This is a genomic window from Streptomyces sp. MAR4 CNX-425, assembly GCF_048656465.1.
Classification (GTDB): domain Bacteria; phylum Actinomycetota; class Actinomycetes; order Streptomycetales; family Streptomycetaceae; genus Streptomyces.
The window spans coordinates 447,448-469,281 of record NZ_JBMDLF010000006.1 but is presented as its reverse complement, the minus strand read 5'-3'; the positions used below and the strand labels follow the sequence as shown (position 1 = coordinate 469,281).

Genomic DNA, 21,834 nt, shown 5'->3' with positions numbered 1-21,834 from the left:
CGACCCCGACCCGCAGAAGGACCGCATGACCCTCCGCACCCACGTCTCCGACGAGGTACGCGCCCTCGCCCCCGGCTTCGCCCGCGTCGAGGTCGTCGCCCGCGGCCTCGCCGGCGGCCCCAGCGATGCCGCCGGCGCCGCGCTCCTCGACGACGCCGCCCGCCGGCTCGCCGAGCGCCTCGACGGCACCCCGCCGCAGCAGGACCCGCACATGCGGGCCTGGCGGGCCGCGTACGCCGCCTTCGGCGCCAAGCCGTCCAAGTTCCGCAACTCCGCGGAGGCGCTGGCCCGCCGCGCCCTCGGCGACGCCGGCCTGCCGCGCATCAACCGCCTGGTCGACATCTACAACGCCGTCAGCGTCGCCCACCTCGTCCCCGTGGGCGGCGAGGACACCGACCGCATCGCCGGCGACATGCGGCTCGTCCGCGCCACCGGCGAGGAGCGCTTCGACGAGGAGCACCCCGAGCCCGGCGAGGTCGTCTGGTCCGACGAGATTGGCGTCACCTGCCGCCGCTGGAACTGGCGCCAGGGCGTACGCACCCGGCTCACCGAGGAGTCGGCGAACGCGCTGTTCCTGCTGGAGCGGCAGGAGCCCATGACGTACGGGGAGCTGACCGCGGCGGCGGAGGAGCTGGCCGAGGCGCTGCTGAAGAGCTCGCCCGGGGCGACGGTCGAGATCCGCGACCCGGCCTGAGCGGCGGCCGCCGCTCCCGCACGTCCGGCCTCACCCTGACCCTCGACTCAAGGTCGAGGTCGAGGGTGAGGGTCAGGGAGTGAGGGGCGGGGCTCAGGTGCCGGGTGCCGGCGCGCTGCCGCCCAGGTGCGCGGGCTGCCACCAGTCGTCCTCCGGTCCCCGCGGCCGGTCCGGGTACGCGCGCTGCGCCGTCTCCAGCAGCTCCTGAACCCGGGCCTTCAGCCGCTCCGTCAGCTTCTCCGCGTCCTCCCGGGAGCCCTCGGCCGACGCGTCCGGCACTCCGTCCCCCGTCGGCACCGGCGGTCCCAGGCGCAGCGTGACCGGCAGGTGGTTCCGCCCGAAGTCGCGGGGGCGCCCCTTGGTCCATATCCGCTGCGTCCCCCACACCGCCATGGGCAGCAGCGGCACCCCCGCCTGCTGCGCCAGCCGCGCGGCGCCCGACTTGAACGACTTCAGCGTGAAGGACTGCGAGATCGTCGCCTCCGGGAAGACGCCGACCACCTCGCCCGAGCGCAGCGCCCGCAGCGCGTGCGAGAACGACTGCGCGCCCTGCGCGCGGTCGACCGGGATGTGCTTCATCGCGCGCAGCAGCGGCCCGGAGACGCGGTGCCGGAAGACCGACTCCTTGGTCATGAAGCGCACCAGCCGCTTCGCCGGCCGGGCCGCGTAGCCGCAGAAGACGAAGTCCAGGTAGCTGACGTGGTTGCTCACCAGGACGGCGCCGCCGCGGCGCGGGACGTGCTCCTCGCCCTTCAGGTCGATGCGCAGGTCCATCGCCTTGAAGGCCGCTCGGCACAGGCCGACGACGGGCGGGTAGACGAGGTCTGCCATGCCGGGCCGATCCCTTCTCCGGCCCGGAGGGTCAGGAGGCTCCCGGCGGAAGTTACGCGTGCGTAGGTACGTACTCCCCGATCGTGCCCGACGCGCGCGTTCCGCGCCAGACCCACCCCTTCGGGACGACGGGATCTTGTCACCCCGGCCGCGGCGGTGCTGCATGCTGGAGGGCATGGCGTACGGCACGGCGGAGCGACTGACGGCGGCGGAGCTGGGCGCGCGGGGGCTGGGGGAGCGGGCCACCCTCGTGCAGTTCTCCAGCGCCTTCTGCCGTCCCTGCGCGGCCACGCGGCGCATCCTCGCCGATGTGGCGGGCATGGTCGAGGGCGTGACGTACGTGGACGTGGACGCCGAGAGCCACCTCGGCCTGGTCCGCAGGCTGGCGGTGGAGCGGACGCCGACCGTGCTGGTGCTGGACGCGGACGGCCGGGTGGCGCGGCGCGCCACGGGCCTGCCGCGCAAGGCGGACGTCATCGCGGCGCTGGGGGCGGCGGTGTCCCCGGACGCCGGGGCCGCCGTAGGAAATGTCACAGCCGAGCGGCCTTGAACGAGGGGTGCGCGCACGGGTGTACTGGCGAGTAATAAACTGGCGGACGACCACCGGATCCGCCCGGTGGCAGCCGTGGATGGCGCCTATGCTGCCAGGACGGCAGTGTCTCGATACGAAGCGGTAGGAGAGCCGGCGTGAGCTTGAGGATCGTTGTCTGTGTGAAGTACGTGCCCGACGCCACCGGCGACCGGCACTTCTCCGATGACCTGACCACCGACCGCGAGGCCGTCGACGGCCTGCTGTCGGAGCTGGACGAGTACGCGGTCGAACAGGCCCTGCAGATCTCCGAGGCGGCGGACGACGCGGAGATCACGGTGCTGACCGTCGGCCCCGAGGACGCGCGCGACGCGCTGCGCAAGGGCCTGTCCATGGGCGCGGACAAGGCCGTGCACGTCGAGGACGACGACCTGCACGGCACCGATGTGATGGGCACCTCGCTGGTGCTGGCCAAGGCCGTCGAGCACGTCGGCTACGACCTCGTCGTCTGCGGCATGGCCTCCACCGACGGCACCATGGGCGTGCTGCCGGCGCTCCTGGCCGAGCGGCTCGGCGTGCCCCAGGTGACCCAGCTCTCCGCCGTCGCCGTGGCCGACGGCAAGGTCACCGGCCGCCGCGACGGCGACGCCGCCAGCGAGCAGCTGGAGGCGGCGCTGCCGGCCGTGGTCTCCGTGACCGACCAGTCCGGCGAGGCCCGCTACCCGTCGTTCAAGGGCATCATGGCGGCGAAGAAGAAGCCGGTGGAGACCCTGGACCTGGACGACCTGGGCGTCGACGCCGAGGAGGTCGGGCTGGCGGGCGCCTGGACGAAGGTCGAGGACGCCGCGAAGCGCCCGCCGCGCACCGCCGGCACGATCGTCAAGGACGAGGGCGAGGGCGGCAAGCAGCTCGCCGAGTTCCTCGCGGGCCAGAAGTTCATCTGAGCCCCCGCGCCCCCTTTCGCCGTTACGCCTTCCGCCCTCGTACCGCAGGAGAACGAGAACCATGACTGAAGTCCTCGTCTACGTCGACCACGTCGACGGCGCCGTGCGCAAGCCGACGCTGGAGCTGCTGACCCTGGCCCGCCGGCTCGGCGACCCGGTCGCCGTCCACCTCGGCGCCGGCGTCGACACCGCCGCGCCCGTGCTCGCGGAGTACGGCGCGGCGCGCGTGCTGACCGCCGACGCCGCCGAGTTCGCCGACTACCTCGTCGCCCCGAAGGTCGACGCGCTGAAGGCCGCGTACGACGCCGTGGAGCCGGCCGCCGTGCTGCTGCCGTCGTCGGTGGAGGGCAAGGAGATCGGCGCCCGCCTCGCGCTGCGGATCGGCTCCGGCATCATCACCGACGCCGTGGACGTCGAGGCCGGTGACGAAGGGCCGGTCACCACCCAGGCGGTGTTCGCCGCCGCGTACACCACCCGCTCGCGCGTCTCGCGCGGCACCCCGGTCATCACCGTCAAGCCCAACTCCGCCGCCCCGGAGACCGCCCCGGTCGAGAGCGCCGTGGAGCAGCTGACGGTCGGCTTCGGCGAGTCCGCGACCGGGACGAAGGTCGTGGGCCGGACCCCGCGCGAGTCGACGGGCCGCCCCGAGCTGACCGAGGCCGCGATCGTCGTCTCCGGCGGCCGCGGCGTCAACGGCGCCGAGAACTTCCACGTCATCGAGGCGCTGGCCGACTCCCTCGGCGCGGCCGTCGGCGCTTCCCGGGCCGCGGTGGACGCGGGCTGGTACCCGCACTCGCACCAGGTCGGCCAGACCGGCAAGACCGTCTCCCCGCAGCTGTACATCGCCGCCGGCATCTCCGGCGCGATCCAGCACCGCGCCGGGATGCAGACGTCCAAGACGATCGTCGCCGTGAACAAGGACAACGAGGCGCCGATCTTCGACCTCGTGGACTACGGCGTCGTCGGCGACCTCTTCGCGGTCGTCCCGCAGCTGACCGAGGAGGTCAAGGCCCGCAAGGGCTGAGCGCCGCCCGCCGCCGGCGACGGGCCCGCGGTGCCGCCTTCGCGGCGCCGCGGGCCCTTGCGCGTGCACGTGGGCGCCGTGGCCGGGGCGCGCGAGCGCGTGGGAGGATGCGGCACATGAGCGGGAGCGCGCGCGTGAGCCCGTACGCCTGGCTGCCCCGGGGCGCCCGGGAGTGGAGCCCCCCGTACGGCGGCGCGCCGTCCGCCTGGCCGCGGTTCACCGCGGCGTACGCCCTGCTGGTGCTGCTGCGCGTCACCGCCGACGTGCCGGTGCCGTGGCTGCTCGCAGCGGCGGCGCTCGTGGCGGCGGCGAGCGCCGCGGCGTACCGGCTGCGCCGGGTCTGCGCGCGGCCCCGGGGCGGCGGGTGGGTCGTCGCCGGGGCGGGCACGGTGGCGCTGGTGGCGCCGGGGGGTTCCGGGGGCCCGCGCGGCTCCGGCGCTACGGACGGAACGGGCGGTCCCGCGGTGCGTGCGACGGTCGCGGCCCGCGGCGGCCGGGTCCTCGGCGGCGCGGAGGCGGCGGACGCGCTGCGCGGGGCGGCGGAGCTGCTGCGCGCGGCGGAGCGGGACCCGGCGGCGCTGGCGGCGGTCGGCGCGGGGCCGGAGGAGGACGGCGGGGCGCGCTACGTCGTCCACGACGGGCGGTCGGCCTTCGTGCTGCGGGCCCGCGCCCCCCGGCCGCCGGGCGTGGGCGCGCCGGGCCGCGCGGCACGTGACCGCGGCGCCCGGCAGCGGCAGTTGCTCGCCGATGTGGCCGGGGAGCTGGGCGCCGAGGCGCCCCCGGACCCGGCGGACGGCGCGGGCCGCCCCGGTGAGGTGCCGGCCGCGGGGTCGCCCGCCGGGCGCGCCGCCGCGGCGCTGGCGGCGGCGGCCGCGGCGGCGGCAGGGAGCCCGCTGCCGGACACGGATCCCGACGTACGGGGCCTGCCCTGGCCCCCGCACCGCGCCGCCGCCGCGGCGGCGGACGGCGCGCTGCGGCTGGCGACGTTCGCCGCGCCCGTCGCGCTGTGGGCCGCCTGGCTCGCCGGCGCCTGGTCCTGAGCCGCCGCGCGCCCGCGGGCGCCGCCGGCCCGGGTGTGCGGAGGTCCGGTCACCCGGCCGGGACCTTGTGGACGGCGGTGTCGCCGGGACGCAGCCGCCGCCCGTCCGCCGCCCGCACCTCCAGCCCGCGCAGCGGGCGGCCCTCCTGCCGGTCGAGGAGCTGCGAGTGCGGTTCGCCGGGGGCGAAGAAGTTCTGTTCGCCCCACTGCCGCAGCGCCACGATGACGGGGAAGAGCGCCTCCCCCTTCGGCGTCAGCACGTACTCGCGGTAGGCGCTGCCGTCCGAGGCGGGGACGGACGCCAGGACGCCGCCGTCGACGAGGGCGCGCAGGCGCGCGGTGAGGATGTTCTTCGCCACCCCGAGGCTGCGCTGGAACTCCCCGAAGCGCCGGCTGCCGTCGAAGGCGTCCCGCACGATCAGCAGCGACCACCAGTCGCCGATGGCGTCGACCGACCGGGCGACGGGGCATTCGCTGTCGTCGAAGCGCGTCCTTGCCACCATGGCGTCCCTCTCTCGTGATGGTTGCAACATGCTACCAAATCCGGCTACCGTCCCTCTGGTAGCAAGATGCAACCAGAGGAGGGGTGCGCATGCCCGGCAGCGGTACGGCAGCGGCACGAGGGGCCGGGACCCGCGGCGGGGAGGAACCGGTCCTGTCCCGGGGTGTCGTCGTCCTGTTCGCCGTCGCCTGCGGCGCCGCGGTGGCCAACGTCTACTTCTCCCAGCCGCTCCTGGCGGCCATCGGCGACGACCTCGCCATGAGCCCGGGCCTCGTCGGCGGCATCGTCACCCTCACGCACGTCGGATACGGCCTCGGCCTCTTCCTCCTCGTGCCGCTGGGCGACATCGCCGACCGCAGACGGCTCGTCGTGACCCAGTTCCTGCTGCTGGTGGCGGCCCTGGCGGTGGTGGCGACCGCGCCCACGGCGGCGGTGCTGCTCGCGGGCATGGCCGCGACGGGGCTCCTCGCGGTCGTCACCCAGACGCTGGTGGCCTTCGCCGCGTCGCTGGCCCCGCCCGCCGCGCGCGGCCGGGTCGTCGGGCTGGTCACCGGCGGCGTGGTCATCGGTATCCTGCTCGCCCGTACGGTCTCCGGCGTCCTGGCCGACCTCGCGGGCTGGCGCTCCGTCTACCTCGCCTCGGCGTCGCTCAGCGCACTGCTCGCCCTGGTGCTGCACCGCGTGCTGCCGCGGCACGGCGCCGCCCCGCCGCCGGCCCTGCGCTACGGGCAGCTCCTGCGCTCCACCGTCACCCTGTTCGTCCGGGAGCCGCTGCTGCGCCTGCGCGCGCTGTTCGGCCTGCTGGTCTTCGCGGCGTTCAGCACCCTGTGGTCCAGCGTCGCGCTGCCGCTCGGCGAGCCGCCGTACTCGCTGTCCCACACCGCCGTCGGGGCGCTGGGGCTGATCGGCGTCGTGGGCGCCCTGGCCGCGTCCGCGGCGGGCCGCCTGACCGACCGGGGGCACGGCGGGCGGACCACGGGCGCCGCGCTGGCGCTGCTCGCCGTCTCGTGGCTGCCGCTGGCGTTCACGCGCGACTCGCTCTGGGCGCTGGTCGCCGGGGTGGTCCTGCTCGACCTCGCGGTGCAGGCGGTCCACGTGACCAACCAGACCCTGATCCACGCCCTCTGCCCCGGCGCGGGCAGCCGCCTCATCGGCGGCTACATGGTCTTCTACGCCGCCGGGAGCGCCACCGGCGCGCTCGCCGCGACCTCCCTGTACGCGGCGGCGGGCTGGGGCGCCGTCTGCGCCCTGGGCGCCGGGTTCAGCGTGCTGGGCTTCGCGCTGTGGGCGCTCACCCGGCGCGCCGAGCCGCCGGTGGCGGCGCCGCCCGCGGTCCGTTGACGCGCTCCGGGCACCCGGATACGTTCGATTCAACGTTTTGTTGAACTCCGGGAGGGTGCATGGTGGCGCAGGACGACCCGGCCGCGACGTCGATCGGCGCCCCCGCGCGCGCCCGGATCGCCGCCGCCCTCGCCCCCGTCGACGCCGAGCTGGCTCGCCGCTACCCCGGCGACCCCGGCACCCGGCAGCCCGTGCACACCGTCTACGTCCCGGCCGACGCCTTCGGCGCCCGTACCGTACGGGACTGGGGCCGCCGGGCGCTCGACGCGCTCGACGCGCACGCCCCCGACGCCGGCGCCTTCGCCGCCGCGGTCGGGCTGCCCGACCAGGCGGCGGGGGAGGTGTACGACCGGGTGCGCGCCAAGCTGGCGCGCGAGCCGGTCGAGGACCTGCGCGTCGACTTCGAGGACGGCTACGGACCGCGCCCCGACGACGAGGAGGACGCCGCCGCCCTGGCCGCCGCCCGGGTGGTCGCCGGCACCGCCGCCGCCGGCCGCGGCACCCCGTACGCCGGCATCCGCGCCAAGTGCCTGGAGGCCGCCGTCCGCGACCGCGGGATCCGCACGCTCGACCTCTTCCTCACCGCGCTGCTGCGCGCGGGCGGCGGCACGCTGCCGGACGGCCTGGTGCTGACGCTGCCGAAGGTCACCTACCCGGAGCAGGTGGGCGCGATGGCCGGGCTGCTGGGGGAGTTCGAGCGGGTGCACGGGCTCCCGGCCGGCCGGCTCGGGTTCGAGATCCAGATCGAGACGACCCAGGCGGTCCTCGGCGCCGACGGCCGCGCCACGGTCGCGCGGATGATCGACGCGGCCGGGGGGCGGGCGACCGGGCTGCACTACGGCACGTTCGACTACAGCGCGGCGTGCGGGGTGAGCGCGGCGTACCAGTCGATGGACCACCCGGTCGCGGACCACGCGAAGGCCGTGATGCAGGTGGCCGCGGCGGGCACGGGCGTACGGCTGTCCGACGGGTCGGTGAACGTGCTGCCGACCGGGGACGGGGCCCGGGTGCGCGCCGCCTGGCGGCGGCACTACGGGCTGGTGCGGCGGTCGCTGGCGCGGGCGTTCTACCAGGGGTGGGACATGCACCCCGGGCACCTGCCGACGCGCTACGCGGCGGTCTTCGCGTTCTACCGGGAGGGGCTGGACGCGGCGTGCGCCCGGCTGGCGGCGTACGCGGACGGCGGCCCGGGGGCCGCGGGCGCGGCGGTCCTCGACGAGCCGGCCACGGCGCGGGCGCTCGCCGGCCACCTGCTGCGGGGCCTGGACTGCGGGGCGCTGGACGCGGCGGAGGTCACCGGCCGCACGGGCCTGGGGCGGCCGGAGCTGGACGCGCTGGCCGGCCGCCGGCACCGGCACCCGCCGGGAGGCTGACCGCCGCCGGCGGCGCCGCGCCGGCGGCCGCGGCGCCTCAGCCCGTACGCTGCCGCACCCCCCACGGGTTCGCCGTGCGCAGCGGCTCCGGCAGCAGGTGCTCCGGCACCGACTGCCACGCCACCGGGCGCAGGAACCGGTCGATCGCGGCCGCGCCGACCGACGTCGTGGCCGGGGCCGTGCTCGCCGGGTACGGGCCGCCGTGCTGCTGCGCGGCGGAGACCGTGACGCCCGTGGGCCAGCCGCCCATCACCAGCCGGCCCGCGCGGCGGGCGGCGGTGCGCAGGAGCCGGGCCGCGAGCGCGTCGTCCGCCGGGTCCGCGTGCACGGTCGCCGTCAGACTGGGCTGCACGGTCCCCGCCAGGTCGAGCAGGTCGTCCTCGCCGTCGTAGGTGACGACCACCGACAGCGGCCCGAAGCACTCCGCCTCCAGCAGCTCCCGGTGCGCCCGGAACGTCGCCGCGCCGGTCTCCAGCAGCGTCGCCCCCGGCGCCTCGGGGGTGCCGGGGCCGGTGGTCGCCAGCACCCGTACGCCGTCGACGTGCGCCCGCTCGTCCAGCCCCGCGGCGAAGCCGCGCGCGATCGGCTCGGTCAGCAGCCGGTGCCCGCCCGGCAGCTCCGCCACCGCCGCCCGCAGCGGCTCGCCGAGGCCGTGGCCCGCCGGCAGGAACAGCAGCCCCGGCTTCGTGCACAGCTGCCCCGCGCTGCCGCTGAACGACGCCGCGTACCCGGCGGCGAGTTCGGCGCCGCGCGCGGCGACCGCCGCGGGCAGCGCGTAGACGGGGTTGATGCTGCCCAGCTCGCCGTAGAAGGGGATCGGCTCCGGGCGGGCCGCGGCGATGTCGAACAGCGCGCGCCCGCCCGCCTGCGAGCCGGTGAACGCGGCGGCCCGCACCCGCGGGTCCTTCAGGGCCGCGACGCCCTCCTCCCGGCCGTGGACCACCGCGAAGACGCCCGCGGGCGCGCCCGCCCCGGCCAGCGCCTCCGCGGTCACCCGGCCGAGCGCGTCGGAGAGCCGGGGGTGGCCCTCGTGCGCCTTGACGACGACGGGGCAGCCGGCCGCCAGCGCGGCGGCGGTGTCGCCGCCGGGGACGCCGAAGGCGAAGGGGAAGTTGCTGGCCGCGAAGACCAGCGTCGCGCCGAGGGGGACGTGGACGCGCCGGATGTCCGGCCGCGGGCCCATCGGCCAGTCGGGGTCGGCGCGGTCCACGGTGGCGCGCAGCTGGTCGCCCCCGGCGGCGACGCCGGCGAGGAAGCGGAGCTGGAAGGTGGTGCGGGTCAGCTCGCCGCGCAGCCGCCCCTCCGCCAGGTGCGTCTCCTCGCCGGCCAGCGGTATCAGCTCGCCGGCCGCCGCGTCGAGCGCGTCGGCGACGGCGCCCAGCCAGCCGGCGCGCTCCGCGGGGGAGGCGTCGGCGACGGCCTCCTCGGCCGCGGCCGCGGCGGCGAGCGCGTTCTCCACGAGGCGCGCGCCGCTCACCGTCCCCGCCCCCGTACGGTCGTGGCGGGCCGGGCCGTCGCGGCGGCGGAGACGTCGCGTACCTCGTACCGCCCGTCCGCGAAGCCGACGACCATCTCGTCGGCGATCCCGGTGAAGAGGCCGTTCTCGACCACCCCCGGGATCCAGTTGAGCTGCCCGTCCAGGGCCAGCGGGTCGGTGACGGCCTTGAGCCGCGCGTCCACGATGAAGTTGCCGCTGTCCGTCACCACCGGCTCGCCGTCCCGCTCGCGCCGCCGCAGCGCGGGGGCGCCGTAGCCGAGCGAGTCGAGCAGCCGCGCGATCGAACGGGTGGTGGACTCCCAGGCGTACGGGACCACCTCGACCGGCAGCGGGAACGCGCCCAGGGTGGCGACGACCTTGGAGTCGTCGACCACGGCGACCATCCGGTCCGAGGCGTCCGCGACGATGCGCTCCCAGAGCAGGCAGGCGCCGCCGCCCTTGATCATGGCGCCGTCGTGGTCGATCTCGTCGGCGCCGTCGACCGTGAGGTCGAGCCGCTCCACGTCGGCGAGCGTCGTCAGCGGCACCCCCACCTCGCGGGCCAGGTCGCGGGTGCCGGTCGAGGTGGGCACGCCGACGACGTCGAGGCCGTCGGCGACGGCCGCGCCGAGGGCCCGTACGAACCAGTGCGACGTCGTGCCCGAGCCCAGGCCCAGGCGCATGCCGTCGCGCACGTACGTCTCGATGGCGCCGGTGCCGGCGGCCCACTTGGCCTTCTCGGAGTCGGTGCGGGGCTGCATTCCGGTACCTCCAGGGGGAGTCGGGGCCGCCGGGGTGCCGGCGGCCAGCGCGGCGAAGTCGTCGAGGGGGGTGCTGCCGGGGACGGGCTCGCCCCAGGCGACGTGCCGGTACGGCACGCCGAGGCGGCGGGCGGTCAGGGCGTCGATCGCGGTGTCGCCGACGTAGACGGCCGCGCCGGGCGCGACGCCCAGGGCGGCGAGCGCGGCGGCGAGGTGGCCCGGGTCGGGCTTGCCCGCGGGGACGTCGTCGATGCCGACGACCGTGTCGACGAACGGCGCCAGGCCGGTGCCGGCCAGGACGGTACGGGCCAGGCCGCCGCGCTTGTTGGTGCACACGCCGACCGCGACCCCGCGCTCCTTGAGCAGCCGCAGCGCCTCGCGCGCGCCCGGGTACGGGACCGTGCGCGCGACCGGCGTGCGCCGGTACGCGGCGCTGTACGCGTCCAGCACCTCCGCCAGCAGCCCCGGACGGCCGCCGGCCGCCCGGAGCGCCCCGGCGACCAGTTCCCGCGCCCCGCCGCCGAGCAGGCCGCGCACCTGCTCGACGCCCAGGGGCGCGAGGCCGTGCGCGGCCAGGCCGGCGCCGAGCGCGTCGGCGATGTCGTCGGCGCTGTCGACCAGCGTGCCGTCCAGGTCGAACACGACGGCGTGCGGCGGCAGGTGCGGCCGGGGCGGCGGGGGCGTGTCCGTCACGGCGACACCGCCGGCTCGGCCGCCGCCGCGGCGCGCAGCCGCGGGTACAGCTGCCGGTGGTCGCGGAACACCTCGTCGTACGCGGCCGCCGCCTCGGCGTCCGGCAGGTAGGTGTCCTCCACCCGGACCGCCGTCAGCGCCTCGTCCAGATCCCGCCAGCGCCCCGCGCCGACGCCCGCGACCAGCGCGGCGCCGTACGCCCCGCCCTCTGCGGCCCCGGTGACGGTCACGGTCTCGCGGCCCAGCACGTCGGCGAGGGTCTGCAGCCACAGCGCCTCGACGGCCGCGCCGCCGGAGGCGACGACCCGCTCCGAGCGCACGCCCGCCGCGGTGCAGACCTCCAGGATCTCCCGCAGGTTGAGCAGCACGCCCTCCATGACGCTGCGGGACATGTGCCCCAGGTCGTGCATCGGGGTCAGCCCCAGCCAGGCGGCGGTGGCCTCCGGCGCCAGGTGCGGGGAGCGCTCGCCGAGCAGGTAGGGCAGGAACCGCAGCCCCCGCGAGCCGGGCTCGACCCGGGAGGCCAGCTCGGTCAGCCGCTCGTACGGCACGCCGCCGCCGGCGGCCGGGGCGAGGGCGTCGCGCAGCCACTGGAAGGCGCCGCCCGCGGAGAGCGAGACGCCCATGATGTGCCAGCGCCCGGGGGCGTTGCCGCAGGAGACCTGCACCCGCCCGTCGGGCGCCGCGGGGCACTCGGAGGTGCCGCCGGCGACGATGCCCGCGGTGCCGATCGTGAAGCCGACGGAGCCGGGGTCGACCAGGCCCATCGCGGTGGTCTGCAGCACGGCGTCGCCGCCGCCCCCGTAGACCCGCGTCCCGGCCGGCACGTGCCAGCACCCGGCCAGCTCCGGCAGCAGGGTGCCGGTCGGCTCGGTGGACTCCACGGCGTCGGGGAGCAGCGCCCGGTCGATGCCCAGCAGGCCGAGCAGCTCGTCGGACCAGGTGCGCCGGGCGACGTGGAACAGGCCGGTGCCGGAGGCGTCGGACACGTCGGTGACGCGGTCGCCGGTCATCCGCAGCCGCAGGTAGTCCTTCGGGTTGAGGATGTGCGCGGTGCGCCCGTACAGCTCCGGCTCGTGCTCCCGCATCCAGACGATCTTGCCGCCGGTGAAGCCGGGCAGCATGCGGTTCTGCGTCATGCGCAGCAGGCCGTCGAGGCCGCCCGCGCGCTCGGTGATCCAGTCGCACTGCGGCGCGGACCGCTGGTCGTTCCACAGGATCGCCCGCCGCAGCGGGGCGTCGGCGGCGTCGAGCGCCGTCAGCCCGTGCATCTGGCCGCACAGGCCGATGCCGGTGACCTCCCGGCCGCCCTGCGGCAGCCGGGCGACCAGGGCGCGCACGGCGTCGTCGGTGGCCGCCCACCAGTCGGCCGGGTCCTGTTCGGCCCAGCCCTGGCGGAGGTTGGTCATCGGGTAGCTGCGGCTCTCCTTGGCGACGACCTCGCCGGCCGCGCCGACGGCGATGGCCTTGCAGGCCGAGGTCCCGAGGTCTATTCCGATCAGCATCTCTGCTCTCCTATCCGCGCCTCATTGCGCGCCGTGGCGGAGCCGGATGTGCTTGGGGTGCAGGTACGAGGTCAGTCCCTCCGGTCCGTGTTCCGAGCCGAAGCCGCTCTCGCGGCGGCCCCCGTAGGGGGCGTTCATGATCCCGGCGTCGACGTTGTTGACGGCGACGTTGCCGAAGTCGAGTCCGCGGGCGAGCGCGAAGGTCTCGTGGGTGTCGCCGGTGTAGACGTACGCGGCCAGCCCGCCGGGCGTGCCGTTGGCGCGGGCGACGGCGTCGTCCAGGTCGGTGAAGGAGGCGACGCCGACCAGCGGGCCGAACGTCTCCTCGCGCATGACGAGCGCGTCGTCGGGCGTGTCCGCGACCACCGTCGGACGGATGAACAGCCCCGGCGCCAGGTCCTCGACCGGACCGCCGCCGGCGACCACGGACGCGCCGCGCTCGCGGGCGTCGGCGAGGTGCGCGAGCGTCCGCTCGTACGTCTCGTCGAGGGTCAGCGAGCCGACGTCCGCGTCCGGCTCGGCGAAGCCGTCGGCGACGCGCAGCGCGTCGGCCGCGGCGGCCAGCCGCTCGGTGAACTCGGCGCGGACGCCGTCCTGGACGTAGACGCGGTTGATCGCGATGCAGATCTGGCCGGCGTTGCGGAACGAGCGGCGGGTGGCGCCGGCGACGGCGGCGCCGACGTCCGCCCGGTCGGTGACGATCATGGGGCAGCTGCCGCCCAGCTCCAGGGAGAGGGCGGTGACGCCGGTGACGGTGCGGTAGAGGGCCTGGCCGGTACGGAGCGAGCCGGTGAAGCCGATCTTGACGATGCCCGGGTGGGCGGCCAGCGCGCGGCCGGTCTCGCCGTCCCCGTGGACGAAGTTGACCACGCCGGGCGGCAGCACCTCGGCGACGCACTCCGAGAGGACCTGGGCGGAGCCCGGGGTGTGCTCGGAGGGCTTGATCACGATGGTGCAGCCGGCGGCGGTGGCGCCGGCGAGCTTCCACCCGATCAGCTCGACGGGGTAGTTCCACGGCACGATGCCCGCGACCGGCCCGACGGGCTCGTACTCGACCATGCTGGTGAAGCCGTGCGCGTCGTTGGGGACGGTGCGGCCGTGGACGCGGGTGGCCTCCTCGGCGTAGTAGTGCAGCGCGGCGACGAACTTGCGCACCTCGCCGCGCGCCTCGTCCAGCGGCTTGCCCTGCTCGCGGGTGATCGCGGCGGCCATGTCGTCCACCCGGCCGGCGCAGACACCGGCCAGCCGGTGCAGCAGCGCGGCCCGCTCGGCGGGCAGCGTGCGGCTCCAGTGGCCGAAGGCGTCGGCGGCGGCGGTGACGGCCCGGTCGACGTCCTCGGGGGTGGCGCGGGGGGCGACGGCGGCGAGCCGCCCGGTGGCGGGGTTGTGGCGCTCGGCGGTGCCGCCGGCGGAGTCGTGCCAGGTGCCGCCGGAGAAGTTGCGGCAGACGATTTTTTCGTGGGGTGTCATGCGGCTCTGCCTCCTGGGCGGTCCGGCTCTGGTGCTACGTGCGGTTCGTACGGGCGGCAGCCGGGAGCGGCACCGGGGAGCGCAGCGGCTCCCCGAGCAGCGCGCGGCGGGCCTCGTCGGCGGCGAGCTGCTGGAGCCGCTCGACGGACTGCTCGGAGTAGAACGCCGCGTGCGGGGTGAGCACGACGTTCGGCAGGGAGCGCAGCTCGCTCGCGGCGGGCAGCGGCTCGTCCTCGACGACGTCCAGGCCCGCGCCGCCGAGCCGGCCGCTGCGCAGCGCGGCCACGACCGCTCCGGTGTCGACGAGGGAGCCGCGCGCGGTGTTCACCAGCACCGCGCCGCGGGGCAGCCGCGCCAGCGTCTCGGCGTCGATCAGGTGGTGGGTCTCGGCGGTCGCGGGGGCGTGCAGGGACACGGCGTGCGCGCGGGACAGCAGCTCGTCCAGCCCGACGGGCGCGATGCCCGCGCGTGCGAGAGCGGCGGGGTCGGCGTACGGGTCGTGGCCGAGGACCGTCATCCCGAACGGGGCGAGCCGGGCGGCCAGCGCCCGGCCGATGCGGCCGGTGCCGATCAGCCCGACGGTGGTGGCGTGCAGGGCCCGCAGCGGCGCCTGGTCGGAGGGCGCGCCCCAGCCGCCGCCGGCGATGGTGCGGTGGTACGCGGGCAGCTTGCGCAGCAGCGCGAGCAGCACGGCGGCGGCGTGGTCGGCGACGGTGTCGGAGCCGTAGTCGGTGACGTTGGCGAGGCGGACGCCGCGGGCGGCGGCGGCGCCGAGGTCGACGTTGTCGACGCCGATGCCGTAGCGCACGACGGTCGCGCCGGGCGCCAGCGCGGCGAGCACCGCGTCGGTGACGGGGGCGAAGTTGACCAGCGCCACGTCGGCGCCGCGCACCGCCCGGGCGGTTTCCGCCTCCCCGGTGCAGTCGTACCGGGCGTAGTCGGCGTCCGCGGCCGCCGCCGCGCGCCGCTCGGCGGCGTCGTCGGGGAAGGTCATGTCGGTGACGACCAGGAGCTTGCGGGCCGCGGTGCTCACGATGCCGCCTCCCGGAGCAGTCCGCGGCGGGCGAGGGAGGCGTACAGCTCCCGGATGCCCGCCTGCCAGGGCGGCGCCTGCTCGCTGGTGGTGACGGTGTTGCGCAGGGTGCCGAGCAGCGGGGAGGAGATCTCCACGAGGTCGCCCTCGCGGTGGGTGAAGCCGCTGCCGGGGGCGCCGCGGTCGGCGGTGGGCGCGAAGAGCGTACCGGTGAAGAGCACGACTCCGTCGGGGTACTGGTGGCGGCGGCTGACGGCCTGGGCGACCAGGGTCTCCAGCGGGCGGCTGATGCGCGCCATGTCGGAGGAGTCGCGCAGCGAGAAGCCGTCCTCGCCCCGCACGGACAGGCCGATCGCGGCGTCGCGTACGGAGTCGACGGTGAAGCCGTCGCCGACGAGGCGGACGAACGGGCCCAGCGCGGTGGAGGCGTTGTTGTCCTTCGCCTGGGGGAGCAGGAGGGCGCTGCGGCCCTCGACGTCGCGGAGGTTCACGTCGTTGCCGAGGGTGACGCCGGCGATGCGGCCGTCGGAGGCCACGACCAGGACGAGTTCGGGCTCGGGGTTGTTCCACTCGGAGACCTCGGCGACGCCGATCCGGGCCCCGTACCCGACGGCGGACAGCACCGGGCCCTTCGTGAAGATCTCCGCGTCCGGCCCGAGGCCGACCTCCAGGTACTGCGACCACAGGTCCTGCTCGCGCAGCCACGCCAGCAGCTCGACCGCCTCCGGGCTGCCGGCCCGCACCGTCTCCAGCCGGGTGCCGAGCCGGGCGCCGATCCGCGCCCGGATCTCGTCCGCGGCGGCGGCGACGCCGCCGGCGCGCTCCTCGATGACCCGCTCCATCATGCTGTCCGCGAACGTGACGCCGGCCGCCTTGAGGACCTGGAGGTCCACCGGCGCCAGCAGCCGCGGCCGGGCCGGGTCGCCGGCCGCGGTGGCGGCGAGCACGTCGGCGAGCGGCCAGCTCCGCGCGGTGGCGGCGGCCGCGGCGGCGCGGACGCGCGCCCCGGCGTCGGGGTGTTCCAGCAGGTCGGAGACGGTCGGCCCGAGGGCGGTGACGTCGACGAGAGCGTCCCCGCGGACGGTGACCAGGCTCGGGCCGCCGTCGGCCGGGTCGAGCAGGCGGCCGACCAGCAGGGCGGTGTCGGCGTCGGCCGGCAGGACGTCCGCGGGGGAGGAGGGGATCTCACGAGGAGCCATGCGGATCCGGCCCTTTCTGTGGGTGGCGGGGTGCTCGTATTGACTTCGTATGATGATCGGACGATAGTTGGGCCATGGCTGAATCGCAACCCCCGGAATCTGCCCCTCCGGGTCCGCCGCCCCGGCCCCCTGCTGATGCCCGGGTGCCGCCCCGCCCGCCCCGGCTCTCCGCGGTCGTCGCCGAGCAGATCCAGCACGACCTGCTGGCCCAGGGCATGCGCCCCGGCGACCGGCTGCCCACCGAACCGCAGCTGGTCGAGCGGTACGGGGTGAGCCGGACCGTGATCCGGGAGGCCGGGCGGATCCTCGACCAGCGCGGGCTGGTCGACATCCGGCCAGGGCGCGGCATGGTCGTGGCCCAGCCGGACGGCTCGGCCGTCGCCCGGCACTACGCGCTGATGCTCGGCATGAACGCGGCCACCTTCCCGCAGCTGATGGAGACCCGGCTGACCATCGAGGTCGAGGTCACGGCGCTGGCCGCGGAGCGGCGCGGCGAGGCGGACCTGGCGGAGCTGCGGGCGTGTCTGGCGCGTACGGAGGAGAGCCCCGGGGACTACGCGGCGTGCCTGGAGGCCGACATCCAGTTCCACGAGGCCGTCACCCGGGCCAGCGGGAACCCGTTCTTCTCCTGGTTCATGGACCCGGTCAACACCTGCCTGCGGGAGTCCTACCGCGACTCCTTCTCCTACCTCTCCAGCCTGCCCCGGACCGTCAAGGAGCACGGCGCGATCCTCCAGGCGATCGAGGACCGCGACCCGGACGCCGCCCGGCACGCGGCGAGCCGGCACCTGGAGCGGGTCCGGTCCGAGGGCGCCGAGCTGGTCTCCCGGAGGGCGGCGCGGGAGGAGTGAACCCCGGGGAGCGTCGCCTCGCGTGGCGGCGCTGCCCCGGACCGGCCGGCGCGGTGCCGCCCCTCGCGGGGAGCGGCACCGGCCGGAGGCCGGGCCCCCGCGCCCCATGCCGCACGGCGCGGAGGCGCGCGGGCGGTCGCGTACCGTCAGCCGGCCGGCGGCAGCTCGCCCGAGCCGCGGGCGACCAGGCGCGTGGGCAGCACCAGCCGCTCCGGGTCGCCGACCGCGCCGTCGAGCCGCTGGAAGAGCCGGGCGGCCGCGCGGCGGCCCAGCTCCGCGGGATCCTGGGCGACGACGGTGATCCCGGGGGAGAGCAGGTCCGCCAGCTCGAAGTCGTCGAAGCCGACCAGCGCCACCGGCCGCCCGCCCGCCGTCAGCGTCCGCACGGCGGTGACGGTGACCCGGTTGTTGCCGGTGAACAGCGCGGTGACCGGGTCCGGCCCCGCCGCCATCCGCAGGCACTCCGCCGCCACCCGCGCCGGCTCCGTACTGCCCAGCGAGGTCCACGCCCCCGCCACCGGCAGCCCGGCGTCGGCCATCGCCGCCCGGTAGCCGCGCAGCCGCTCGGCGGCGGTGTGGATGCCGGGGTGGTCGCCGATGAAGCCGATGCGGCGGTGCCCGTGCCCGACGAGGTGCTCGACCGCGCGGCGGGCGCCGCCGTAGTTGTCGGACAGCACGGTGTCGGCGCTGATCCGCCCCGGCGGCCGGTCGACGAAGACGGCGGCCACCCCCGCGGCCAGCTCCGGCTCCAGATAGCGGTGGTCGGTGCTCGCCGGCACCACCACCAGCCCGTCCACCCGGCGCGCGCACAGCGCGAGCACCAGCTCCTCCTCGCGCCCGGGGTCCTCGCCGCTGGAGCCGTGGACGAGCAGCGAGCCGTGCGCGCGGGCGACGTCCTCGACGGCCCCGCTCAGCGGCGCGTAGAACGGGTCGGCCAGGTCCTCCAGCACCAGCCCGACGGTGGCGGTGCGGCCCTTGCGCAGGATGCGGGCGCTGTCGTTGCGGCGGAAGCCGAGCGCGTCGATGGCGTCCCGCACCCGCCGCTCGGTCTCCTGCGTGACGCCGGGCTCGCCGTTGACCACCCGCGAGACCGTCTTGAGGCCGACGCCGGCGCGCGCGGCGACGTCCTTCATCGTCGGACGGCTGCCGTAGCGGGGCCGCTGCGGGCCGGGCAGGTGATCGGGCACGTGCCTGATGATAGGGGCTAGACAACGTTGTCAGGCTCCGGGCAGACTGACCGCGGACCGCATCCGCGACCCGTTCCGCACCTCAGGAGACGCCACGATGGCCGCCGCCCAGCCGACCGAGCTCGTCGCCGCGCTCGACATCGGCGGTACGAAGACCGCCGCGGCCCTGATCGACCCCCGCGGCCGGCTCCTCACCCGGGCCCGCCGGTCCACCCCGGCCGGCGCGGACGCCGGGGTGATCATGGCCGCCGTGGCCGGGGTGCTGCGCGAGCTGGCCGCCGCCGACCCCGCCGGGTGGGCGCGCGCGTCCGCGCTCGGCATCGGCAGCGCCGGCCCCGTGGACGCCCAGGTGGGCACCGTCAGCCCGGTCAACATCCCCGGCTGGCGCGACTACCCGCTGGTGGCCGCCGTGCGCGAGGTCACCGGCGGGCGGCCGGTGGTGCTCGTCGGCGACGGCGTCGCGATGGCCGCCGCCGAGCACTGGCAGGGCGCCGCCCGCGGCCGGTCCGCGGCGCTGTGCATGGTCGTCTCCACCGGCGTCGGCGGCGGGCTCGTCCTCGACGGCCGGCCCTACCCCGGTCCCACCGGCAACTCCGGGCACATCGGCCACATCTCCGTCGACCTCGACGGCGACCCGTGCGCCTGCGGCGGGCGCGGCTGCGTCGAGCGGATCGCCTCCGGCCCGCACATCGCCCGCCGCGCCCTCGCCGAGGGCTGGACCCCGGGCCCGGACGGCGACGCCACCGCCGCCGGCGTCGCCGCGGCGGCCCGCGCCGGCGACCCCGTCGCGCTGGCCTCCTTCGACCGGGCCGCGCAGGCGCTCGCCGCGGGCATCGCCGCCACCGCCACGCTGGTCGAGATCGAGGCCGCCGTGATCGGCGGCGGCGTGGCGGCGGCCGGCGAGCTGCTGTTCGCGCCGGTGCGGCGGCACCTCAAGACGTACGCCGCGCTGTCGTACGCCGCGGACGTGGAGGTGGTCCCGGCGCACCTCGGTACGGACGCGGGCCTGATCGGCGCCGCCGCCGCGGCGGCGCAGGAGCTGGGCCTGCGGAGGTTCACCGCGCCCGGCTGACGGCCGGGGCGGTACGGGGCGGCGGCCCGGCGTCTGTGGCAGCGGAGCTGCCGGGCCGGCCGCCCCGCGGGCGGGTGCGGCGCCGCGTGCGTCAGGCGCGGCGGCGCACCCGCCCTCCTGCGGGGGTGCGGGACGAGGCGTCAGCAGGTGAACTGCGCGTCGGCCCAGTCGGCGTGGTCGTAGTCCACGCCGTCGCCGCCGTCGGTGACGACCAGGCGTACGGTCTGCGCGTCCGCGACGTCCGCGGGCAGCGGCTGCGCCGCCTCGTCGTTCGTCACCACGCCGGACTCCGCGACCTTGGCACCGTCCGCCCAGACCTCGAAGGCCACCGAGCCGTTGGCGCCGGTCTCGTCGTCGAGACCGACCTGCGCGCTGAATGTCTCGCACTCCCCGCCGGTGTAGAACCCGATGTCGCTGACGGCGTGCACGCCCAGTCCCTTGGCGTACGTCTCGCCGCCGACGGTGAGCGGCCCGCCGTCGCCCGCGGCCTGCTCGCCGACGCTGGTGTCCCGCTCCACCGGACCCCAGCCGTTGCCGGCCTCCAGCCACTCCCAGTCGCTCGCGTACGTCGTCCCCGCGGGCGGGTTCGCGACCACGTACGCCGCCGCCGCCGAGGTCAGGGACACCTCCTCGCCGGACGGCGCGGCGTAGTCGGCGGTCAGCGGGAACTCCTGCCGACCGGTCGCGGCGTCCGCGGGGGCGGTGAGCTGCCAGGTGGTGGCCAGCGTGCCGCCCGGCGGCACCTGCTGCGCGGTGGTCGGCGACTCCGCCTCGACCTGCCAGCCGGCCGGTGCCTCGAAGCCGACGGAGACGTCCCTCGCCGGGGTGATGCCGGCGTTGCGGAACGTCGTCGTCACCTCGGCGGTGCCGCCCGCCTCGACGTACGGCGCGGACCCGGCGCCGACCTCGGCGGCCGGCGGGTACGAACCGGCGCCGTCGCCGGGCCAGACGCGGTAGAGCACGGTGCCGTGCCCGGGCACCGTCGCGGAGATCCCGCCGCCGGTGTTGAGGTCCTCGTGCTTCCACAGGTCCCGCATCCGGTAACCGTCCGCGGCCGGCAGGCCGACGGCCCCGGCGGTGGTGGAGATGCGCTGCGGCGTGTCCGACTCGTTGAACAGCGCCACGGCGCGGCTGCCGTCCGCCATCTCCTTGGCGACGACCCAGCGGCCGCCCTCCGACGTGACCACGGTGCCCTGCCTGCCCAGGGGGTCCTGGTCGACGGCGATGACGTCCCGGTTGCCCAGGATCTCGAACGTCGCCTCGTCGGCGGTGCGCAGGTCGCTGCCGATGAGCAGCGGCGCCGCCATGATGGACCACATCGAGAAGTGGGTGCGGTACTCGGTGTCGGTCATGCCGCCGTTGCCGACCTCCAGCATGTCCGGGTCGTTCCAGTGCCCCGGACCCGCGTACTCCGCCAGCGGCAGGTTCTGCTTCATGATGCCGAGCATGCTCGACCAGTTGTCGCTGATGTCACCGGTCGTACGCCACAGGTGGCCGACGTCCGCCGCCCACTCCCACGGCTCGTTCTGGCCCCACTCGCAGATGCTGTAGACGATCGGCCGGCCGGTGGTCGCGGAGGCGGCCTTCAGGGCGTCGCGCATCGTGGTGTAGCGCTCGATCGCGTCGACGCCCTGGTTGTTGCAGTTGTCGTACTTGAGGTAGTCGATGCCCCACTCGGCGAACTGCATCGCGTCGCTCTCCTCGTGCCCGAGGGCACCGGGGAAGCCGGCGGGGTTGCAGGTCTTGGTGCCGGCGCTGGTGTAGATGCCGATCTTCAGGCCCTTGGCGTGGACGTAGTCGGCCACCGCCTTGATCCCGTCGGGGAAGCGCTCGGGGTCGGGGACCAGCTTGCCGTCGGCGTCGCGTTCGGGCAGGGCCCAGCAGTCGTCGAGGTTGACGTACTCGTAGCCGGCGTCCTTCAGGCCCCGTTCGACGAAGATGTCGGCGATGCCCTTGACCATCTCGTGGTCGAACTCGGCCCGGCAGTGGGTGGAGTTCCAGTTGTTGAAGCCCATGGGCGGGGTCTCGGCCAGCCCGTCGGGCAGCCGGAGGGCCGGCCCGCCGGCCGGGCCGGCCGCCGTCCCGGCCGTGGCGGTCGCGCTCTGCGTCTGCGTGCCCGGGTGCGCCGCCACGGCCGGCGCGGCGAGGACCGCGGACAGCGCGACCGCTCCCGCGGCGGCGGTCACCGCGCGCGCGTAGGTTCCGGCGGCTCTTCGTGCGGAGAGCAGTTTCCGCATCGGATCCACTCCTCTGGTGGGGCTGTGAACGGATTGGGTCATGGACGCGTCACACGAGCGTTTACGGTAGAG

General features: G+C 76.4%; 19 protein-coding genes. 9 read left to right on the top strand and 10 right to left on the bottom strand.

Annotation, left to right across the window (positions count from 1 at the left end; translation table 11 throughout):
- Positions 1–25: 25 nt before the first annotated feature.
- A complete protein-coding gene (locus ACHZ99_RS19830; RefSeq protein WP_420305978.1) occupies positions 26–694 on the top strand; it encodes a B3/4 domain-containing protein in 669 nt (222 codons plus the stop codon).
- A 93-nt stretch (positions 695–787) separates the two neighbouring features.
- Here the strand turns inward: ACHZ99_RS19830 and ACHZ99_RS19825 are convergent, their stop codons facing one another.
- Positions 788–1,525 (bottom strand): lysophospholipid acyltransferase family protein, encoded by a 738-nt coding sequence (locus ACHZ99_RS19825; protein WP_420305977.1) that lies wholly within the window; start codon positions 1,523–1,525, stop codon positions 788–790.
- Positions 1,526–1,700: 175 nt separating this feature from the next.
- Here ACHZ99_RS19825 and ACHZ99_RS19820 point away from each other — a divergent pair, with 175 nt between their 5' ends.
- The 4 genes from ACHZ99_RS19820 (at position 1,701) to ACHZ99_RS19805 (ending at position 5,062) form a co-directional block, all read left to right on the top strand.
- Positions 1,701–2,075, top strand: coding sequence for a thioredoxin family protein (locus ACHZ99_RS19820; protein WP_420305976.1), 375 nt, complete (start codon positions 1,701–1,703; stop codon positions 2,073–2,075).
- Between the two features lie 137 nt (positions 2,076–2,212).
- Positions 2,213–2,998, top strand: a complete 786-nt coding sequence (locus ACHZ99_RS19815; RefSeq protein WP_420305975.1) for an electron transfer flavoprotein subunit beta/FixA family protein — start codon at positions 2,213–2,215, stop codon at positions 2,996–2,998.
- A 61-nt stretch (positions 2,999–3,059) separates the two neighbouring features.
- On the top strand, positions 3,060–4,022 hold the full coding sequence (locus tag ACHZ99_RS19810; protein ID WP_420305974.1) for an electron transfer flavoprotein subunit alpha/FixB family protein: 963 nt from the start codon (positions 3,060–3,062) through the stop codon (positions 4,020–4,022).
- Between the two features lie 116 nt (positions 4,023–4,138).
- Positions 4,139–5,062 carry a hypothetical protein gene (locus ACHZ99_RS19805; protein WP_420305973.1) on the top strand — a complete coding sequence of 308 codons (924 nt, stop codon included), beginning with the start codon at positions 4,139–4,141 and terminating at the stop codon, positions 5,060–5,062.
- 49 nt (positions 5,063–5,111) lie between these two features.
- On the opposite strand, the gene ACHZ99_RS19800 is transcribed toward ACHZ99_RS19805, so the two are convergent.
- Positions 5,112–5,564: a winged helix-turn-helix transcriptional regulator gene (locus ACHZ99_RS19800; protein ID WP_420305972.1), complete on the bottom strand. Its 453-nt coding sequence runs from the start codon at positions 5,562–5,564 to the stop codon at positions 5,112–5,114.
- An 89-nt stretch (positions 5,565–5,653) separates the two neighbouring features.
- Between ACHZ99_RS19800 and ACHZ99_RS19795 the strand changes: the two genes are divergently transcribed.
- Positions 5,654–6,904, top strand: a complete 1,251-nt coding sequence (locus ACHZ99_RS19795; RefSeq protein ID WP_420305971.1) for an MFS transporter — start codon at positions 5,654–5,656, stop codon at positions 6,902–6,904.
- A gap of 59 nt (positions 6,905–6,963) precedes the next feature.
- The gene (locus tag ACHZ99_RS19790; protein ID WP_420305970.1) at positions 6,964–8,277 is read left to right on the top strand and encodes a DUF6986 family protein; all 1,314 of its coding nucleotides are present in this window, start codon (positions 6,964–6,966) and stop codon (positions 8,275–8,277) included.
- 37 nt (positions 8,278–8,314) lie between these two features.
- Here ACHZ99_RS19790 and ACHZ99_RS19785 read toward each other — a convergent pair whose 3' ends face one another.
- The 6 genes from ACHZ99_RS19785 to ACHZ99_RS19760 are packed head-to-tail and all read right to left on the bottom strand — an operon-like array spanning position 8,315 to position 16,415.
- Entirely contained in the window at positions 8,315–9,754 is a 1,440-nt protein-coding gene (locus tag ACHZ99_RS19785; protein WP_420305969.1) for an aldehyde dehydrogenase family protein, read from the bottom strand.
- The gene (rpiA, locus tag ACHZ99_RS19780; protein ID WP_420305968.1) at positions 9,751–11,208 is read right to left on the bottom strand and encodes a ribose-5-phosphate isomerase RpiA; all 1,458 of its coding nucleotides are present in this window, start codon (positions 11,206–11,208) and stop codon (positions 9,751–9,753) included. The genes ACHZ99_RS19785 and rpiA overlap by 4 nt, the downstream gene beginning before the upstream one ends.
- Positions 11,205–12,713, bottom strand: coding sequence for a xylulokinase (gene xylB / locus ACHZ99_RS19775; protein WP_420305967.1), 1,509 nt, complete (start codon positions 12,711–12,713; stop codon positions 11,205–11,207). The genes rpiA and xylB overlap by 4 nt, the downstream gene beginning before the upstream one ends.
- Positions 12,714–12,734: 21 nt before the next feature.
- Complete coding sequence (locus ACHZ99_RS19770; RefSeq protein ID WP_420305966.1) at positions 12,735–14,183, bottom strand: aldehyde dehydrogenase family protein; 1,449 nt, start codon at positions 14,181–14,183, stop codon at positions 12,735–12,737.
- Between the two features lie 34 nt (positions 14,184–14,217).
- Positions 14,218–15,216, bottom strand: coding sequence for a C-terminal binding protein (locus ACHZ99_RS19765; RefSeq protein WP_420305965.1), 999 nt, complete (start codon positions 15,214–15,216; stop codon positions 14,218–14,220).
- Positions 15,213–16,415, bottom strand: coding sequence for a fumarylacetoacetate hydrolase family protein (locus tag ACHZ99_RS19760; RefSeq protein WP_420305964.1), 1,203 nt, complete (start codon positions 16,413–16,415; stop codon positions 15,213–15,215). Before ACHZ99_RS19760 ends, ACHZ99_RS19765 begins: the two co-directional genes overlap by 4 nt.
- Before the next feature lie 143 nt (positions 16,416–16,558).
- Here ACHZ99_RS19760 and ACHZ99_RS19755 point away from each other — a divergent pair, with 143 nt between their 5' ends.
- A complete protein-coding gene (locus tag ACHZ99_RS19755; RefSeq protein WP_420305963.1) occupies positions 16,559–17,266 on the top strand; it encodes a FadR/GntR family transcriptional regulator in 708 nt (235 codons plus the stop codon).
- Positions 17,267–17,412: 146 nt separating this feature from the next.
- Here ACHZ99_RS19755 and ACHZ99_RS19750 read toward each other — a convergent pair whose 3' ends face one another.
- A complete protein-coding gene (locus tag ACHZ99_RS19750; protein ID WP_420306068.1) occupies positions 17,413–18,399 on the bottom strand; it encodes a LacI family DNA-binding transcriptional regulator in 987 nt (328 codons plus the stop codon).
- A gap of 151 nt (positions 18,400–18,550) precedes the next feature.
- Here ACHZ99_RS19750 and ACHZ99_RS19745 point away from each other — a divergent pair, with 151 nt between their 5' ends.
- Positions 18,551–19,525: an ROK family protein gene (locus ACHZ99_RS19745; RefSeq protein ID WP_420305962.1), complete on the top strand. Its 975-nt coding sequence runs from the start codon at positions 18,551–18,553 to the stop codon at positions 19,523–19,525.
- Between the two features lie 140 nt (positions 19,526–19,665).
- Here the strand turns inward: ACHZ99_RS19745 and ACHZ99_RS19740 are convergent, their stop codons facing one another.
- Positions 19,666–21,762, bottom strand: a complete 2,097-nt coding sequence (locus ACHZ99_RS19740) for an NPCBM/NEW2 domain-containing protein (protein WP_420305961.1) — start codon at positions 21,760–21,762, stop codon at positions 19,666–19,668.
- Positions 21,763–21,834: the final 72 nt, after the last annotated feature.

What these genes read in the sequence shown, in the direction of transcription:
- ACHZ99_RS19745 (WP_420305962.1), top strand. Translation starts at nt 18,551, where the DNA reads ATGGCCGCCGCCCAGCCGACCGAGCTCGTCGCCGCGCTCGACATCGGC.
- ACHZ99_RS19770 (WP_420305966.1), bottom strand. Translation starts at nt 14,183, where the DNA reads ATGACACCCCACGAAAAAATCGTCTGCCGCAACTTCTCCGGCGGCACC.
- ACHZ99_RS19790 (WP_420305970.1), top strand. Translation starts at nt 6,964, where the DNA reads ATGGTGGCGCAGGACGACCCGGCCGCGACGTCGATCGGCGCCCCCGCG.
- ACHZ99_RS19825 (WP_420305977.1), bottom strand. Translation starts at nt 1,525, where the DNA reads ATGGCAGACCTCGTCTACCCGCCCGTCGTCGGCCTGTGCCGAGCGGCC.
- ACHZ99_RS19810 (WP_420305974.1), top strand. Translation starts at nt 3,060, where the DNA reads ATGACTGAAGTCCTCGTCTACGTCGACCACGTCGACGGCGCCGTGCGC.
- ACHZ99_RS19760 (WP_420305964.1), bottom strand. Translation starts at nt 16,415, where the DNA reads ATGGCTCCTCGTGAGATCCCCTCCTCCCCCGCGGACGTCCTGCCGGCC.
- ACHZ99_RS19750 (WP_420306068.1), bottom strand. Translation starts at nt 18,399, where the DNA reads ATGAAGGACGTCGCCGCGCGCGCCGGCGTCGGCCTCAAGACGGTCTCG.
- ACHZ99_RS19805 (WP_420305973.1), top strand. Translation starts at nt 4,139, where the DNA reads ATGAGCGGGAGCGCGCGCGTGAGCCCGTACGCCTGGCTGCCCCGGGGC.
- ACHZ99_RS19830 (WP_420305978.1), top strand. Translation starts at nt 26, where the DNA reads ATGACCCTCCGCACCCACGTCTCCGACGAGGTACGCGCCCTCGCCCCC.
- ACHZ99_RS19740 (WP_420305961.1), bottom strand. Translation starts at nt 21,762, where the DNA reads ATGCGGAAACTGCTCTCCGCACGAAGAGCCGCCGGAACCTACGCGCGC.
- ACHZ99_RS19820 (WP_420305976.1), top strand. Translation starts at nt 1,701, where the DNA reads ATGGCGTACGGCACGGCGGAGCGACTGACGGCGGCGGAGCTGGGCGCG.
- ACHZ99_RS19795 (WP_420305971.1), top strand. Translation starts at nt 5,654, where the DNA reads ATGCCCGGCAGCGGTACGGCAGCGGCACGAGGGGCCGGGACCCGCGGC.
- xylB (WP_420305967.1), bottom strand. Translation starts at nt 12,713, where the DNA reads ATGCTGATCGGAATAGACCTCGGGACCTCGGCCTGCAAGGCCATCGCC.
- ACHZ99_RS19800 (WP_420305972.1), bottom strand. Translation starts at nt 5,564, where the DNA reads ATGGTGGCAAGGACGCGCTTCGACGACAGCGAATGCCCCGTCGCCCGG.